General features: G+C 70.6%; 13 protein-coding genes. 9 read left to right on the top strand and 4 right to left on the bottom strand.

The window, feature by feature from the left end; genetic code table 11:
* The first annotated feature begins 48 nt into the window (after positions 1 to 48).
* Positions 49 to 1,560, top strand: a complete 1,512-nt coding sequence (locus ACWEOH_RS00740) for an aspartate ammonia-lyase (RefSeq protein ID WP_452027374.1) — start codon at positions 49 to 51, stop codon at positions 1,558 to 1,560.
* Positions 1,561 to 1,570: 10 nt separating this feature from the next.
* On the opposite strand, the gene ACWEOH_RS00735 is transcribed toward ACWEOH_RS00740, so the two are convergent.
* From ACWEOH_RS00735 to ACWEOH_RS00725, 3 genes are all read right to left on the bottom strand, one after another.
* Positions 1,571 to 2,446, bottom strand: coding sequence for a fumarylacetoacetate hydrolase family protein (locus ACWEOH_RS00735; RefSeq protein WP_452027373.1), 876 nt, complete (start codon positions 2,444 to 2,446; stop codon positions 1,571 to 1,573).
* Positions 2,447 to 2,555: 109 nt separating this feature from the next.
* The gene (locus ACWEOH_RS00730; protein ID WP_452027371.1) at positions 2,556 to 3,314 is read right to left on the bottom strand and encodes an SDR family NAD(P)-dependent oxidoreductase; all 759 of its coding nucleotides are present in this window, start codon (positions 3,312 to 3,314) and stop codon (positions 2,556 to 2,558) included.
* Between the two features lie 34 nt (positions 3,315 to 3,348).
* Positions 3,349 to 4,200 carry a fumarylacetoacetate hydrolase family protein gene (locus ACWEOH_RS00725; RefSeq protein WP_452027370.1) on the bottom strand — a complete coding sequence of 284 codons (852 nt, stop codon included), beginning with the start codon at positions 4,198 to 4,200 and terminating at the stop codon, positions 3,349 to 3,351.
* 144 nt (positions 4,201 to 4,344) lie between these two features.
* Between ACWEOH_RS00725 and ACWEOH_RS00720 the strand changes: the two genes are divergently transcribed.
* The 8 genes from ACWEOH_RS00720 (at position 4,345) to ACWEOH_RS00685 (ending at position 15,718) form a co-directional block, all read left to right on the top strand.
* A complete protein-coding gene (locus ACWEOH_RS00720; protein WP_452027368.1) occupies positions 4,345 to 5,646 on the top strand; it encodes an L-fuconate dehydratase in 1,302 nt (433 codons plus the stop codon).
* A complete protein-coding gene (locus ACWEOH_RS00715; protein WP_452027366.1) occupies positions 5,643 to 6,632 on the top strand; it encodes an aldo/keto reductase in 990 nt (329 codons plus the stop codon). Before ACWEOH_RS00720 ends, ACWEOH_RS00715 begins: the two co-directional genes overlap by 4 nt.
* Positions 6,629 to 7,540, top strand: a complete 912-nt coding sequence (locus ACWEOH_RS00710) for an amidohydrolase family protein (protein WP_452027364.1) — start codon at positions 6,629 to 6,631, stop codon at positions 7,538 to 7,540. Before ACWEOH_RS00715 ends, ACWEOH_RS00710 begins: the two co-directional genes overlap by 4 nt.
* Before the next feature lie 43 nt (positions 7,541 to 7,583).
* On the top strand, positions 7,584 to 8,024 hold the full coding sequence (locus ACWEOH_RS00705) for an RbsD/FucU family protein (protein WP_452027362.1): 441 nt from the start codon (positions 7,584 to 7,586) through the stop codon (positions 8,022 to 8,024).
* A complete protein-coding gene (locus ACWEOH_RS00700) occupies positions 8,021 to 9,547 on the top strand; it encodes a sugar ABC transporter ATP-binding protein (protein WP_452027360.1) in 1,527 nt (508 codons plus the stop codon). Before ACWEOH_RS00705 ends, ACWEOH_RS00700 begins: the two co-directional genes overlap by 4 nt.
* Positions 9,544 to 10,572, top strand: a complete 1,029-nt coding sequence (locus tag ACWEOH_RS00695; protein WP_452027358.1) for an ABC transporter permease — start codon at positions 9,544 to 9,546, stop codon at positions 10,570 to 10,572. The genes ACWEOH_RS00700 and ACWEOH_RS00695 overlap by 4 nt, the downstream gene beginning before the upstream one ends.
* 71 nt (positions 10,573 to 10,643) lie before the next feature.
* The gene (locus ACWEOH_RS00690) at positions 10,644 to 11,624 is read left to right on the top strand and encodes a substrate-binding domain-containing protein (RefSeq protein ID WP_452027356.1); all 981 of its coding nucleotides are present in this window, start codon (positions 10,644 to 10,646) and stop codon (positions 11,622 to 11,624) included.
* A gap of 203 nt (positions 11,625 to 11,827) precedes the next feature.
* Positions 11,828 to 15,718 carry a glycosyl hydrolase family 95 catalytic domain-containing protein gene (locus ACWEOH_RS00685; protein ID WP_452027354.1) on the top strand — a complete coding sequence of 1,297 codons (3,891 nt, stop codon included), beginning with the start codon at positions 11,828 to 11,830 and terminating at the stop codon, positions 15,716 to 15,718.
* Positions 15,719 to 15,787: 69 nt separating this feature from the next.
* Here ACWEOH_RS00685 and ACWEOH_RS00680 read toward each other — a convergent pair whose 3' ends face one another.
* Complete coding sequence (locus ACWEOH_RS00680; RefSeq protein WP_452027352.1) at positions 15,788 to 16,459, bottom strand: FadR/GntR family transcriptional regulator; 672 nt, start codon at positions 16,457 to 16,459, stop codon at positions 15,788 to 15,790.
* Between the last annotated feature and the right edge of the window lie 19 nt (positions 16,460 to 16,478).

The raw sequence follows: 16,478 nt of genomic DNA, 5'->3' as shown, positions 1-16,478 counted from the left end.
CGCCGCACGAGGCAGCACCCGCATGAGGCAATGGAGCCACCTGTGTCGATGACCCGACCCCATCACCTGCCCACCCGTCCGACCGCGGAGGAGCACGTGGCCAGAACCGACGAACCCATCGAGACCCGAACCGAGACCGACTCGCTCGGGAGCGTGCAGGTTCCGGCCGATGCGTACTGGGGCGTTCACACCATGCGCGCGCTCGAGAACTTCCCGATCTCCAAGCGCCCGATCTCCGTCTACCCCGACCTCGTCATCGCGCTGGCGCAGGTCAAGCAGGCCGCGTCGCGTGCGAATCGCGAGGTCGGCGCGCTGACGCCGCAGAAGGCGGCCTGGATCGACGAGGCGTGCCAGCGCATCATCGACGGCGAGCTCCACGACCAGTTCGTCGTGGGCGTCATCCAGGGCGGCGCGGGCACGTCGACGAACATGAACGCCAACGAGGTCATCGCGAACCTCGCGCTCGAGATCGCCGGTTACCCCAAGGGCCGGTACGACATCGTCCATCCCATCGACGACGTCAACCGCAGCCAGTCGACGAACGACACCTACCCGACCGCCCTGAAGCTCGCGATGACCGCGTCATTGACGACGATGCTCTACGAGCTCGACCAGCTGCGCATCGCCTTCGGCCGCAAGGGACGGGAGTTCGCCGACGTGCTGAAGGTCGGCCGCACGCAGCTGCAGGACGCCGTGCCCATGACGCTCGGCCAGGAGTTCCACGGCTTCGCCACGACCCTCGGCGAGGACATCGCGCGCCTGCGCGAGACCATCAAGCTGCTGAGCGAGGTCAACCTCGGCGGCACCGCCGTGGGCACCGGCATCACGGCCGACCCGGGCTACGGCGCCTCCGTCGTGCGCCACCTCAGCGAGATCACCGGCCAGTACCTCGAGACCGCACCCGACCTCGTCGAGGCGACGAGCGACACCGGCGTGTTCATGACGTTCTCGAGCGCGCTGAAGCGCAGCGCCATCAAGCTCTCGAAGATCTGCAACGACCTGCGCCTGCTCTCGTCGGGCCCGCAGGCCGGCCTCGGCGAGATCAACCTCCCGCCGCGCCAGGCCGGCTCGAGCATCATGCCCGGCAAGGTGAACCCGGTCATCCCCGAGGCGGTCAGCCAGGTGGCCTACGCCGTAGCGGGCGCCGACGTCACGGTCACGATGGCGTCCGAGAGCGGCCAGCTGCAGCTCAACGCGTTCGAGCCGGTCATCGCGCACTCGCTGCTGCAGTCGATCACCTGGATGCGACAGGCCTGCTGGACGCTGCGCGTGAACTGCGTCGACGGCATCACCGCCAACGTCGAGCGGCTCGAGGCGATGGTCGCCTCGAGCGTCGGCGTCATCACCGCGCTCATCCCGTTCATCGGGTACCACGAGGCGTCGAAGCTCGCCAAGCAGGCGCTGGCCACCGGCCGACCGGTCGCCGACCTCGTCGTCGAGGCGGGCCTCATGACCCGCGAGGACGTCATGAAGCAGTTGCAGCCCGGGCGCCTCTCGGGCATCCGGCCGGTCACGCAGGCCATCCCGGTCGTCGACCTGATGGGCGAGGCGAGCGAGTAGGGCCTGAGCGTCAGATGACGCGGCAGTGCGTCGTCAGCGAGCCGATGCCCTCGATCGACACGGTGACGGTCGAGCCGTCGCGGAGGAAGACCTGGGGGTTGCGGGAGTACCCCGCGCCCCCGGGGCTCCCGGTGGAGATGAGCGTGCCTGCGGGGATCGTCGCCGACCGTGACAGGTAGGAGATGATCTCGGCCACGCCGCGGACCATCTCGTTCGTCGAGGCATCCTGCATGATGCGCCCGTCGAGGTTCGTGGTGAGCCAGAGGTCCTGCGGGTCGGCGATCTCGTCGGCGGTGACGACGACCGGGCCCGTCGGCGTGAAGCCGTCGAACGACTTGCAGCGCGACCACTGCGCCTCGCTGAACTGCAGGTCGCGCGCTGTGATGTCGTTGACGACGGTGTAGCCCCAGACGTAGTCGAGCGCGTCGCGCACGTGCACCCCGCGGGCGGGGCGGCCGGTGATGACGCCGAGCTCGGCCTCGTAGTCGACCTGCGTGGTGAGGTCCTCGGGCCAGGTCGTGGTCGCGCCGTGACCGGCGAGCGAGTTGGGCCAGAGCGAGAAGATCGTCATGGCCGACTCCGAGCGCAGCTTGAGCTCGGAGGCGTGGGCCGCGTAGTTCGCGCCGATGGCGATGACCTGCGCCGGACGCAGGACGGCTGACGAGTGCCGCAGTTCCGAGACAGCCGTGAGCTCCGCGCCGTTCCCGAGCGCCAGGTCGACGAGTTCGCGCACGTCGGCGAGCCCGTCGCGGCCGCGTTCGATGAGGTCCTGCAGGTCGCGGGGCGCGTTCTCCATGACGTCGTCGAGGAAGAGCGCCGCCTCCGCCACCACCACCGCGAGCCGAGGGGTCGTCTGGCCTTCGGCTCTGAGGTGCGCGAATCTCACCTGTCTAGGCTATCGGCCGCGTCGGCCGGGCCGATGTGCATGGCGTACAACGAACGGATGCCGGGACGCCACGACGTCGACAACCGAGCACGTCTGCTCGGGGCGGGTGTCAGCTCGAGGCGGGCCGCAGCCGGAGCTCCTGCATGCCGCCGTCGACCGCGAGCGCGATGCCGGTCGTCGACCCGGCCGCCGGGCTCGCGAGGTACGCGACGGCGTCGGCCACCTCGTCGGCGGCGACGAGGCGCCCGTGCGGCTGGCGGGCCTCGAGCGCGGCGCGCTCGGCCGCCGGGTCGGGTGCCGAGTCGAGGAGCCGTCCGACCCACGGCGTGTCGGCGGTGCCGGGGTTCACGGCGTTCACGCGGATCCCCTCTCGCAGGTGGTCGGCCGCCATGGCGCGGGTGAGGGCGGCGACCGCGCCCTTGCTCGCGCTGTAGAGCGCCCGCTGCGGCAGCCCCGCAGTGGCGGCGATCGACGACGTGTTGACGATCGCGGCCGCGGGGGAGCGGCGCAGGTGGGGGAGGACCGCGCGGCTCACGCGCACCATGCCGACCACGTTCACGTCGAGCACGCGGTGCCACTCGTCGTCGTCGTTCGCCTCGACCGTGCCCTGGGCGCCGATGCCCGCGTTGTTCACGAGCACGTCGATGCGGCCGAGCTCGGCGACGACGCGCTCGACGCCGGCGCGCACGCTCGCGTCGTCGCCGACGTCCACGGCGACGGCGAGGTCGGCGTGCGGTGCGGCATCCGGTCGCAGGTCGAACACGGCGACGGTGGCGCCTCCTGAGCGTAGGCGCTGGGCGATCGCGGCGCCGATGCCGGATGCCCCGCCGGTGACGATCGCGACGAGTCCGGTGAAGTCGTTCGACATCGTGGGTGATGGTCCTCTCGAGGTGGATGCGGGGTCAGGCGGCCGCGACGACCTGCTGGCGCTGGCGCCCGAGGCCGTCGATCTCGAGCTCGACGACGTCGCCGGGCGCGAGGTAGGGGAAGCGACCCGAGAGCGCGACGCCCTCGGGCGTGCCGGTGAGCACGAGGTCGCCGGGCTCGAGCACGAGCACCTGGCTGAGCTCGTGCACGATCCGGTCGATGCCGAAGATGAGGTCGCTCGTGCGGGAGTCCTGACGCGGCTCGCCGTTGACGGTGCTCGTGAGCCGCACGTCGTCGGCGTCGACCTCGTCGGCGGTCACGAACCACGGCCCGGTGGGGCAGAAGCCCGGGGCGCTCTTGCCCTTCGACCACTGCCCGCCCGAGCGGGCGAGCTGCCAGTCCCGCTCCGAGAGGTCGTTCGCCACGACGTAGCCGGCGATGTGCTCGCGTGCCTCGGCGGGCGACGCGAGGTAGCTCGCGGGACGGCCGATCACGACGCCGAGCTCGACCTCCCAATCGGTCTTCGTGCTGCCGCGCGGGATCACGACGTCGTCGAACGGGCCGACGACGGTGTTCGGGGACTTCATGAACATCACCAGCCGGGTCGGCGGCTCCGACCCCGACTCCGCCGCGTGGGCGGCGTAGTTCATGCCGATGCAGTAGACCGCGGAGGGACGCGCGATGGGCGCGCCGACGCGCAGCGACCCTGCGCCCTCGAGCTCGGGGAGCGTGCCCGCGTCGAGCGCCGCGCGCGTGCGGGCGACGCCGTCAGCGGCGAGGAACGCGCCGTCGACGTCGTTCGTCAGGCCGCGCAGGTCGAGGGTCCGGTCGCCGACGAGGACGACGGGGATCTCGTTGCCCACGTTGCCGAGGCGGGCGAATCTCATGGTGGTCCTCTCCATCGGGGCGTGGTCGAACATCGGAACTCTGGTTCGTGCGACCGGGGAATCATGGAGATTCTTGCACAGATCTCAGATGTTGACAGCCGAGACATCCGATGTTTATGCTCGGGTCGCCCACGAAAGGACGCCATGAGCACGATCGTCAGTGTTGACACCCGGGACATCCGGTTCCCGACCTCCCTCGAACTCGACGGGTCGGACGCCATGAACCCCGACCCCGACTACTCGGCGGCGTACGTCACGATCCGCACCGACGCCGCCGACGGCCTCGCCGGCGACGCGTTCGTGTTCACGATCGGGCGCGGCAACGACGTGCAGGTCGCGGCGATCGACACGCTGCGCGGCCACCTCCTCGGGCGTGACGTCGAGGAGCTCCTGGGCGACATGGGCGCGGCCTCACGGCTGCTCATGCACGACTCGCAGCTGCGCTGGCTCGGACCCGAGAAGGGCGTCATGCACATGGCGATCGGCGCGGTCGTGAACGCGCTGTGGGACCTCCGGGCGAAGCGCGCCGGAGTCCCGCTCTGGCAGCTCCTCGCGAGCCTCACGCCCGAGGAGCTCGTCTCGCTCGTGGACTTCCGGTACCTGACCGACGCGATCACGCCCGACGAGGCGCTCGCGATCCTCCGCGCCGCGGAGCCGGGCCGCGCCGAGCGCACCGCGCGCCTGCTGGAGGTCGGCTATCCCGCGTACACGACGACGCCCGGCTGGCTCGGCTACTCCGACGAGAAGCTCGAGCGGCTCTGCCGCGAGGCCGTCGCCGACGGCTTCCCGCAGATCAAGCTCAAGGTCGGCGCCGACCTCGACGACGATGTGCGCCGCCTCGGCATCGCGCGCCGCGCCGTGGGTCCCGACTTCCCGATCGCGATCGACGCGAACCAGCGCTGGGACGTGTCCGATGCGATCGCGTGGGTCAACGCCCTCGCCGAGTTCCACCCCGCGTGGATCGAGGAGCCGACGAGCCCCGATGACATCCTCGGCCACGCGGCGATCGCCCGCGGCATCCGGCCGGTGCGCGTCGCCACCGGCGAGCACGTGCAGAACCGGATCGTGTTCAAGCAGCTCCTGCAGGCCGGCGGCATGGCCGTGATGCAGATCGACGCCACCCGCGTCGGCGGCGTGAACGAGAACATCGCGAACCTCCTGCTCGCCGCGAAGTTCGGCGTGCCCGTCTGCCCGCACGCGGGCGGCGTCGGCCTGTGCGAGGCCGTGCAGCACCTCTCGATGTTCGACTACGTGGCCGTCTCGGGCAGCATGGACGGGCGCATGATCGAATACGTCGACCACCTCCACGAGCACTTCGCCGTCCCCACCGAGGTGGTGCGCGGGCGCTACCTCGCGCCGACCGCCCCCGGTGCCTCCACCGAGATGCTGCAGGAGTCCGTCGACGCCTACACCTGGCACGGCGCGCACGCCGGGGCGCCGGCATGAGCACCGCGCAGCGCGGCGCCGCGACCGGGGTCACGAGTTCCGAACGGCTCGGTCCGATCGGGTTCGGGGCCGCGCCCATCGGCAACCTCTACCGCCCGGTGACCGAGGAGGACGCCTCGGCCGCGCTCGAGGCGGCGTGGGCGGGCGGCATCCGCTACTACGACACCGCGCCGCACTACGGGCTCGGCCTGTCCGAGCGCCGGCTCGGCGCGTTCCTCCGCGGGCGCCCGCGTGACGAGGTCGTCGTGTCGACGAAGGTCGGACGCGTGCTCGAGCCGAACCCCGACTTCGCGGGCGGCGACGACCTCGCCGACGCGTACGCGGTGCCGAACGACCTCGTGCGTCGCTTCGACCCGAGCGAGGCGGGCATCCGCCGGAGCATCGAGGACTCGCTCGAACGCCTCGGCCTCGACCGCATCGACATCGCCTACCTGCACGACCCCGACGTGTACGACCTCGACCGCGGGCTCGCCGAGGGGCTGCCCGCGCTCGCGCGCCTCCGCGACGAGGGCGTCGTCGGCGCCATCGGCATCGGCACGAACGACGCGGATGCCGCGGCGCGCGCCGTGCGCGAGGGCGACCTCGACCTCGTGATGATCGCCGGCCGGTACACGCTGCTCGAGCAGCCGGCGCTCGCGGATCTCCTGCCGCTGTGCGAGGCGCGCGGCGTCGGCGTGGTCGCGGCCGCACCCTACAACTCGGGGCTGCTCGCGACGGACACGCCGGCTGCGGGCGCCCACTACGACTACGCCGAGGTGCCCGGCGACGTGCTCGATCGCGCCCGCCGGCTCGCCGACGCCTGCCGCGCGCGGGGCGTGTCGCTGCCCGTCGCGGCCCTCCGCTTCCCGCTGCGCCACCCCGCGGTGCGCACGGTCGTCTTCGGCTCCGCCCGCGCGAGCTCGGTGCGGGAGAACGCGGCGCGGCTCGCCGTCGAAGTGCCCGAGGGCTTCTGGGCCGAACTCCGCGACGAGGGGCTGATCCCGTGAGCGGCCGGGTCGTCGACGCGCACCTGCACCTCTGGGACCGGTCGCGGGGCGGGTACTCCTGGATCACGCCCGAGCTGGGGTCGCTCGACCGGGACTTCGCGCCCGACGAGGCCGCCGCCGAGCTCCGGGCGGCCGGCGTGGACGCCGCCATCCTCGTGCAGGCCGACGACTCCGCTGCCGACACGCGCTTCATGCTCGACGTCGCCGCCGCGAACGACTGGGTCGTCGGCGTGGTCGGGTGGGTGCCGCTCGACGACGAGCGCGCGGCCGCGGCGGCGCTCGACGCGCTCGATGCCGAGCCGCTGCTCCGCGGCATCCGCCACCTCGTGCACGACGACCCGCGCGACGACTTCCTCGCCCTGCCCGACGTGCGCGCGTCGCTGCGCCGTGTCGCCGAGCACGGCCTCGTGTTCGACGTGCCCGACGCATGGCCGCGCCATCTCGCCGCGGCGGGTCGCGCCGCCCGCGCGGTGCCCGAGCTCACGGTCGTCGTCGACCACCTCGCGAAGCCCCCGATCGGCACCGAGGCGATGCCCGCGTGGGAGGCCGAGCTGCGCGCGGCCGCGGCCCTGCCGAACACGATGGCGAAGTTCTCGGGCCTGCACCTGCCGGGGGCGCCGTTCGATGAGACCACCGTCGGCGAGTTGCTCGACCTCGCGCTCGACGCGTTCGGCGCCGACCGGCTCATGTACGGCGGCGACTGGCCCATGTCGGTGCCGCACGGCGGCTACCTGCCGACCTGGGCGGTCATGCGAGCCTGCATCGAGCGCCTCGCGCCCGACGAGCGCGACGCGGTGCTCGGCGGGAACGCCGAGCGCTGCTATATCGATCCAGAGATCAGACCGATCGTCCACGAATCGGGCTATACGGCTCGAATCTCCGATGAAACCGCACGAAACATCGGATGAGTAGTACACTCATCCCCGTCCATCTCACGGAAGAGAGGCCCAGGTGCTGAGCGGCATCCACCCGATCCTGGCCGGCGAGCTGCTCGCCGCGCTCGATCGGCTCGGGCACGGCGACGAACTCGTCGTCGCCGACGCCAACTTCCCCGCCCACCGCGTGGGCGCCCTGGTCGTCGAGACCCCGGGGCTGCCGTCGCCGGCGGTCGTCGAGGCCATCCGCACGGTCATCCCGCTCGACGGCGACGAAGGGGCATCCGTGCTCCTCATGGCCGCCGAAGGCGGCGAGCGGCTCGCGGTGCAGCACGAGCTGGTCGACGCCGCGAGCGCGCCGGCCGACCGCATCGCGGAGGTCGAGCGCTTCGCGTTCTACGAGCGTGCTGCCGCCGCCCGGCTCGTCGTGCGCACGGGGGAGCTCCGCCCCTACGGCAACCTCCTGCTGCGCAAGGGCGTCGTGAACGCCTACGTCGCGACGGGAGCCGCACGATGAGCGCCGCGGACGGGGTGCCGCTCCTCGAGCTCGAGGGCGTGAGCAAGGGATTCCCCGGCGTGCAGGCGCTCGACGACGTGCGACTCGACCTCCGGCACGGCGAGGTGCTCGCCCTCGTCGGCGAGAACGGCGCCGGCAAGTCGACGCTCATGAAGCTCCTCGCGGGCATCTACACCCCCGACGCGGGCGCGTTCCGCATGAACGGGCATGAGCTCGTCATCGACGGCCCGCGGCACGCGCAGGAGCAGGGCATCAGCATCATCCACCAGGAGTTCAACCTGATGCCCGACCTCACGGTCGCGCAGAACATCTTCATCGGGCGCGAGCACCGCAGCGCGGGGCTGTTCCTCGACGATCGAGCCCTCAACCGACGCGCACAGGACCTGTTCGACCGGCTCGGCCTCGCGCTCGACCCGGCCGAGCCGGTCGAGCACCTGACCGTCGCCCGCCAGCAGATGGTCGAGATCGCGAAGGCACTCTCGTTCGACGCGAAGGTGCTCATCATGGACGAGCCGACCGCCGCGCTGAACGACGCGGAGGTCGACGTGCTGTTCGAGCTCATCGGGCGCTTCCGCTCGCCTGAGACCGGCGTCATCTACATCTCGCACCGCATGGAGGAGCTCTCGCGCATCTCCGACCGCATCACCGTGCTGCGCGACGGGCGGTACATCGACACGCTCGAGACGGCCGCGACCGACCAGCGCGAGGTCATCTCGCTCATGGTGGGCCGCGAGCTGCGCGGCGAGCAGCGCCCGGCGGCGGTCCGCGTCGAGGGCGAGCCCGTGCTCTCGGTGCGCGGTCTGTCGACGAAGCGCCTCCTGCGCGACGTGAGCTTCGACGTGCATGCGGGCGAGATCCTCGGCTTCGCCGGGCTCATGGGAGCGGGCCGCACCGAGGTGGCGCGGGCGATCGTCGGCGCCGACCGACGCGACGCGGGCGTGGTCTCGGTGCGCGGGCGCGAGGTGCACATCCAGAACCCGGCGGATGCCGCGCGTCTCGGCATCGGCTACCTCTCCGAGGACCGCAAGCAGCTGGGCGTCCTCCTCGAGCGCAGCGTGCGCGAGAACATCGTGCTCGCGTCGCTCCGCGACTACGTCGGCGCCCTCGGATTCGTCAGGAGCGGCCGCATCGAGGCGACCGGCCGGGAGTACGTGCGCAAGCTCCGCATCAAGACGCCGTCGACCGCGCAGCTCGTGCGGAACCTCTCGGGCGGCAACCAGCAGAAGGTCGTCATCGCCAAGTGGCTCGCGAAGGACTGCGACGTCCTCATCTTCGACGAGCCGACGCGTGGCATCGACGTGGGCGCAAAGGAGGAGATCTACGTGCTGCTGCGCGAGCTCGCCGACCAGGGCAAGGCGATCGTCATGATCTCGTCCGAGCTCCCCGAGGTGCTCCGCCTCGCCGACCGCATCGCCGTGATGGCCGAGGGGCGCCTCACGGCCGTGCTCGACAACGCCGACGCCACCCAGGAGAACGTCATGGACTACGCCACCCGCTTCAGCGCCGAAGGGACCATCGCATGAGCCCCACCACCACCCCGACGACCGAGACGCCCTCGACGTCGGCCTACGCCGCGGTCGAGGCCGGCACGCCCCGGTTCGCGCGGCTGCGCGGCTCGCTGCAGCAGCTGCTCGCGGCGGCGAGCCTCATCGTCATCGTCATGTTCTTCTCGTTCGCGAGCTCGCACTTCTTCACCGCGAACAACCTCATCTCGATCCTGACCGCGGCGACCGTGACCGGCATCCTCGCGCTCGGCACCACGTTCGTCATCATCACGGGCGGCATCGACCTGTCGATCGGCACGGGCATGGTGCTCTGCGGCGTCATGGCGGGCGTGTTCCTCACCTATTGGGGATGGCCGCTCTGGGCGGGCGTGATCGCGACGATCCTGTTCGGCGCGCTCATCGGGCTCGTCAACGGCGTGAACATCTCGATCTTCGGCATCCCGCCGTTCATCGCGACGCTCGGCATGATGCTCATCGCCGCTGGCCTCTCGCTCGTCATCTCGGGCACGAAGCCGATCTACTTCAACGACACCCCCGAGTTCCAGCAGATCATGAACCTCTCGATCATCCCGGGGGTGCGGTTCCCGCTCGGCGTCGCGATCTTCATCGTCATGATCATCGTGGCTGCGCTGCTGCTGTCGAAGACGATCGTGGGCCGGTACGCGTTCTCGATCGGCTCGAACGAAGCCGCGACCGAGCTGTCGGGCGTGAACGTGACCCACTGGAAGATCATCATCTACACCATGGCGGGCCTGTTCGTCGGCCTGGCCGGCGTGCTCTCGGCGTCGCGGCTCTCGTCGGCGCAGCCGACGGGCGGCATGGGTCTCGAGCTCGAGGCGATCGCCGCCGTCGTCATCGGCGGCACGTCGCTGCAGGGCGGCAAGGGCTCCATCGTGGGCACCGTCATCGGCGCCCTCATCATGGCCGTGCTCACGAACGGCCTCCGCATCATCTCGGTCCCGCAGGAATGGCAGTCCGTCGCGGTCGGCATCGTGATCCTCATCGCCGTCTACCTCGACATGCTGCGCCGCCGGCGGGCCTGAGACCTCCGGGACCCCACCCGGACCACGCAACACACAGCGACACACCGAACCACCGACACAAGGGAGTGACCATGTTCAAGAAGCGCACGATCGGGGCCGTCGTCGGCCTCGCCGCAGCGGCGCTCGTCCTCGCGGGCTGCGCGAGCGACGGGGGCGGCTCCGCGGCCGCCGACGGCGAGAAGCCGTACGTCGCCCTGATCTCGAAGGGCTTCCAGCACCAGTTCTGGCAGGCCGTGAAGTCGGGCGCCGAGCAGGCGGCCGAGGAGTTCGACGTCGAGATCACGTTCGAGGGTCCCGACACCGAGGCCGACGTCGACCAGCAGATCCAGATGCTGCAGACCGCCCTCGACAAGAGCCCGGCGGCGATCGGCTTCGCGGCGCTCGACAGCCAGGCGGCCGGCCCGCTGCTGCAGCAGGCGAAGGACCAGAACATCCCGGTGATCGCCTTCGACTCCGGCGTCGACAGCGACATCCCGCTGACGACCGCCGCGACCGACAACCTCGCCGCGGCCGCCGAGGCGGCCAAGCACATGGCCGACGCCGTCGGCCACGAGGGCAAGGTGGCACTCGTCGTGCACGACCAGACGTCGGTGACCGGTCAGCAGCGCCGCGACGGCTTCGTCGACTACATGGAGGAGAACGAGCCCGGCATCGAGATCGTCGACATCCAGTACGGCGGCGGCGACCAGGCCAAGTCCGCCGACCTCGCCAAGGCGATCATCGCGGCGAACCCCGACCTCAAGGGCATCTACGGCTCGAACGAGGGATCGGCGATCGGCGTGGTGCAGGCGGTGAAGGAGCTCGGTATCGACCCGACGCAGCTCGTCGTCGTCGGCTTCGACTCGGGCAAGGCGCAGATGGACGCGATCCGCGACGGCCTCATGCTCGGCGCGATCACGCAGAACCCGGTCGGCATCGGCTACGAGACGGTGAAGGCGGCCGTCGAGGCGATCGACGGCAAGGAGCTGCCGAAGACGATCGACACGGGCTACTACTGGTACGACGCGTCGAACATCGACGACGAGGAGATCCAGGCCGTCCTCTACGAGTGATCGAAGCGAGGCGGGGTGTCTCGGGCACCCCGCCTCCACCATGTCGGGCGAAGGGATCGACCTTCCTCCCCTGATCTCGCGCAGCGGCCCGGATGCCCCGCTGTCGTGATGCACCACCTCGCCGCGCGCTGCGGCGACGCATCCACTCAGTTGGGAACGCGACCCGGCTCGCTTCGGCGTGCCCGCTCAATGGAGAGAGAACTGTGCGAAGGTCAGAACTGCATCATGCGAATGGATCCGCCGACCCCGGCGCGAGACGGCGGGCGAGGGGGTGGATCTCCGGCTCGCTCGCCGTCGCACTCGCCGCGGGCGGCGTCGTCGGGCTCGGCGCGCCGGGCGCAGCCGCCGAGGAACCGGCGCCGTTCGGCGACCAGCCGGCACTGAAGGCATGGTACTCCGCACCCGCGGGACCGGCGAACGACAAGGCCGGAGCCTGGGAGAAGGAGAGCATCCCGCTCGGGAACGGCTTCCTCGGCGCGAGCATCCTCGGCGGCGTCGACAGCGACGAGATCATCATCAACGACCACACGTACTGGACCGGCGGCCCTGGGCAGAACCCGGCCTACGACGGCGGGTTCAGCGCCAAGACTTCGGCCGAGAACGCCGCGAACATCACGAAGGCCCAGGAGCTGATCCAGTCGGCGTGGGACGCGACCTCGCCGGCGACGGTCGACGCGAACGGCAACATCACGCCCGCGACGACGCCGAGCTCGGCGAAGATGAACGAGATTACCGGCGTCGTCAACCAGCTCGTGGGCAGCAAGGCGAACTTCGGCAGCTACCGGCAGCTCAGCAGCATCGTGATGAACTCGGGCGACGTCGTCGAGATCGCCGGGTACTCGGCGAACTACACGAATCCGAACAACGCCGGCGAGACCACGCGGTCGCTCTTCGACGGCACCACGCAGACCAAGATGTACGCCGACGAGTTCGGCGCACCGAGCGCGTCGAAGCCCTACGTCGTCGAGTGGTCGTACTCGAAGGCCTTCGACGCGACGACGTACCGGCTCGCGACCGGCAACGACAGCCCCGGCCGCGACTTCACGAGCTGGGTGCTCGAAGCCAGGAACGGCGACGGCTCGTGGGTCGTCGTCGACACGGTGGCGGATGCCGCGTTCGGCGCCGCCCGGCAGGCCTACAAGTCCTTCACGCTCGACGTGCCGGGTTCGTACGACCAGTTCCGGATGTCGGTGACGGCGACCGCGGGCGGCGGCGACCCGCAGATGTCCGAGCTCGAGGTGACGATCCCGGCCAGCAGCACGCCGAAGTTCGTCAGCTCTACCGCGAGCCGCGAGCACCCGAGCAACACGTCGGAGCGTTCGCCGTCGCTGTTCGACGGCGACACCGGCTCGAAGATGTACGCCGACGGCGCCGGCCAGATCACCGAGCCCAACCCGTACACCGTCGAATGGACGTACTCCGCGCCCGTCGCCGTGACGACGTACCGGCTCGCCACCGGCAACGACGTGCCCGGCCGCGACTTCAAGACGTGGAAGCTGTACGGCAAGTCCGCCTCCGGCGCGTGGGAGGTCATCGACACCGTCGCCGACGCCGCCTTCGGCGACGAGCGCAAGGCCTACAAGTCCTTCGACGCCGACGTGCCCGGCACGTTCAGCACCTTCCGCATGGTCGTCACCGCGCTCTCGCAGCTCAGCCAGCAGCCGCAGATGTCGGAGATCGACGTGCTGCCCGTCACGGCGCCCGAGGAGGACCCGGTCAGCGACTACCGCCGCGAGCTCGACCTCGACGGCGGCAAGGCCTCGGTGTCGTACACGCGCGACGGCGTCGGCTTCGAGCGCGAGTACTTCGTCTCGAACCCCGACCAGGTCATGGCGATCCGCCTCACCGCCTCGGAGCCGGGTGCGATCACGCAGGCGTTCTCGATCAAGCCGATCGACCCGCAGTCGATCACGGTCGACGGAGACACCATCACCGCGACGGGGTGGGTGAGCGGGCACGGACGTGCCGGCGACGATGTCAACCGGTTCAACGACGCCCTGCACTACGCGCAGCAGCTCAAGGTCATCCCGCAGGGCGAGGACGCGAAGCTCGTGAAGACCGGCAACGCGATCCGCGTCGAGAATGCCGACTCCGTCGTGCTGCTCACCACCACCAACACCAACTACCAGGAGGACATCACCGCGGACGAGCCCTACTCGGGCGAGGACCCGCTGAACAACTACTTCGACGGTCAGGACCCGCTGCCCGAGGTCGAGGAGCGCATCGATGCGGCATCCGCCAAGGGCTTCGACGCGCTGTACGAGACGCACCTCGCGGACTACTCGTCGCTCTACGATCGGGTGCAGCTGAACCTCGGCAACGTGGCATCCGTCACGTCGAAGACGACCCCGCAGCTGCTGAAGGGGTACCGCGACGGCACCAACACCGCCGACGAGAACCGGTACCTCGAGACGCTGTACTACCAGTTCGGCCGATACCTGCTCATCGCATCGTCGCGCGAGGGGTCGCTCCCGGCGAACCTGCAGGGCATCTGGGCCTACGGCACCAACCCGCCGTGGGCGAGCGACTACCACGCCAACATCAACCTGCAGATGAACTACTGGCTGGCCGAGCAGACGAACCTCTCGGAGCTCACCGAGCCCCTGATCAGCTACATCGACGCGCTCGTGCCCCGAGGGACGCAGGGGGTCGAGCGGGTCTTCGGCGAGGGCACGCGCGGCTGGACGACCTGGCACGAGAACAACACGTGGGGCAACACCGCGCCCGCGACCTCGTCCGCGTTCTTCAGCCCCGAGGACGGCGCGTGGCTCGCGCAGCACGTGTGGGAGCACTACCTGTACACGAAGGACGTCGACTTCCTCGAGGAGCACTACGACCTGCTCCGCGACGCGGCCCTGTTCTGGGTGGACACCCTCGTGCTCGACGCGAAGAGCGGCAAGCTCGTCGTGAGCCCGTCGTACTCGCCCGAGCACGGACCGTACTCGGCCGGCGCCACCGAGCCGCAGTCGGTCGTGAGCGGCCTCTTCGAGGACGTGATCGAGGCGCACGGCGCACTCGGCGGCCGACTCGACTCGGCCGACGCCGAGGCCGGGCTCGAGGGGCGCGCCGCAGAGGACGGGTACCTCGACGAGATCGCCACGGCGAAGGCCGGCATGCTCGGCCTGCAGATCGCGCCCAAGGGCACGTACACGCAGGGCGGACGCACGTACCAGGGCGGCCAGCTGCAGGAGTGGCAGAACCCCATCGCCATCGACTTCACCGGCGACGGCGGACACCGCCACACCAACCACCTCTACGCCCTGCACCCCGGCGACCAGGTCGTGGCGGGTCGGAGCGCCGAGGAGGACGCGCTCGTCGACGCCATGAAGGTCACGCTGAACACGCGCGGCGACGCCTCGACGGGGTGGTCGATGGCCTGGAAGCTGAACTTCTGGGCCCGGGTCCGCGACGGCGACCGAGCGCACGTGCTGTACAGCACGCTGCTGAAGCAGGGCACGTACGACAACCTGTGGGATGCGCACCCGCCGTTCCAGATCGACGGCAACTTCGGCGGCACCGCCGGAGCGACCGAGATGCTCCTGCAGTCCCAGGGCGACGCCATCGAGCTCCTGCCGGCGATGCCGGAGGTCTGGAACACCGGTTCGGTGACCGGACTCCGGGCCCGTGGCGACGTCGGAGTGGACCTCGCGTGGAAGGACGGCGACCTCAGCGAAGCCGTCCTGACCCCCGACGCCTCGCAGACGCTGACGGTCAAGAGCCCCGACATCGCTCACCTGAAGGTGACCGATTCGAACGGCGACGAGGTCCGGTTCGAGGCGGTCGCGAACTACGACGGCGACCTCGACGGCGACACGATCCGGTTCGAGGCCGAGGCCGGCGAGACCTACCGGATCGCTGCCGGCGCCGGGTTCTCGACGGTCCACTGGCTCATCGATCGCGCCGAGCAGCAGGGCGACCTCACCAGCGACGTCGCCGCGGAGGTGCGTGAGCACGTCGTGACGGCGGAGCAGCTCGCCGATTCACCGGCGGCGCGCAAGGCGGTCATCGTGCAGCTCGAGAACGCGGCTCGGAAGGGCGCGGCGAGCGCGGATCTCGTCGAGGCGTTGGAGGCGCTCACCGACACGTTCCGCTGATCCGTCCGCGAGGTGTGCCCGGCGATCCCGGTCGCCGGGCACACCCGCGTCGAGGACGAGGTCCCGCGCTCAGAGCGCGCTGCGGAGCCACTGCTCCACGCCCGAGACGTGCACCACGGTGAGCGCCGAGGCGAGGTCGGCGTCGCCGGCTGAGATCGCGTCGAGGATCGCGTGGTGCTCCTGCAGGGTGCGGCCGACGGCGTTCTCCTGGGTGATGCCGCGCCAGATGCGCGCCCGCACGGTGTGGCTCGAGAGCGAGTCGATGAGGCTCGCGAGGTAGGTGTTACCCGTCGCCTCGGCGATGCCGCGATGGAACTCGAGGTCGTGCTCGACGAGGCTCTCGACGTCGGCGGCCTGGTCGACGCTCGCGACGACCTCGCGCAGCTGCGCGACCTCCTCGACGCCGGCGTTGCGTGCGGCGAGCGCGGATGCCGCGGGCTCGAGGATGCGGCGGACGGCGAAGATCTCGAGCACCGACTGGTCGTCGTGCAGGTCGACCACGAACGACATCGCCTCGAGCAGCAGGCGCGGCTCGAGACTCGTGACGTAGGTGCCGTCGCCGCGCCGCACGTCGAGCACCCGGATGACCTCGAGCGCCTTGACCGCCTCGCGCAGCGACGATCGCGAGAGGCCCAGTCGCTCGCTGAGCTCCTTCTCGGGCGGGAGCCGGTCGCCGGGGGCGAGGTCGCCCGCGATGATCATCTCCTTGATGCGCAGGATCGCTTCGTCGGTGACCGCCATGTCGGCATCGTAGCGCGAG

Source organism: Agromyces sp. NPDC004153, assembly GCF_053603635.1.
This window is presented reverse-complemented; position numbering and strand designations above follow the sequence as displayed.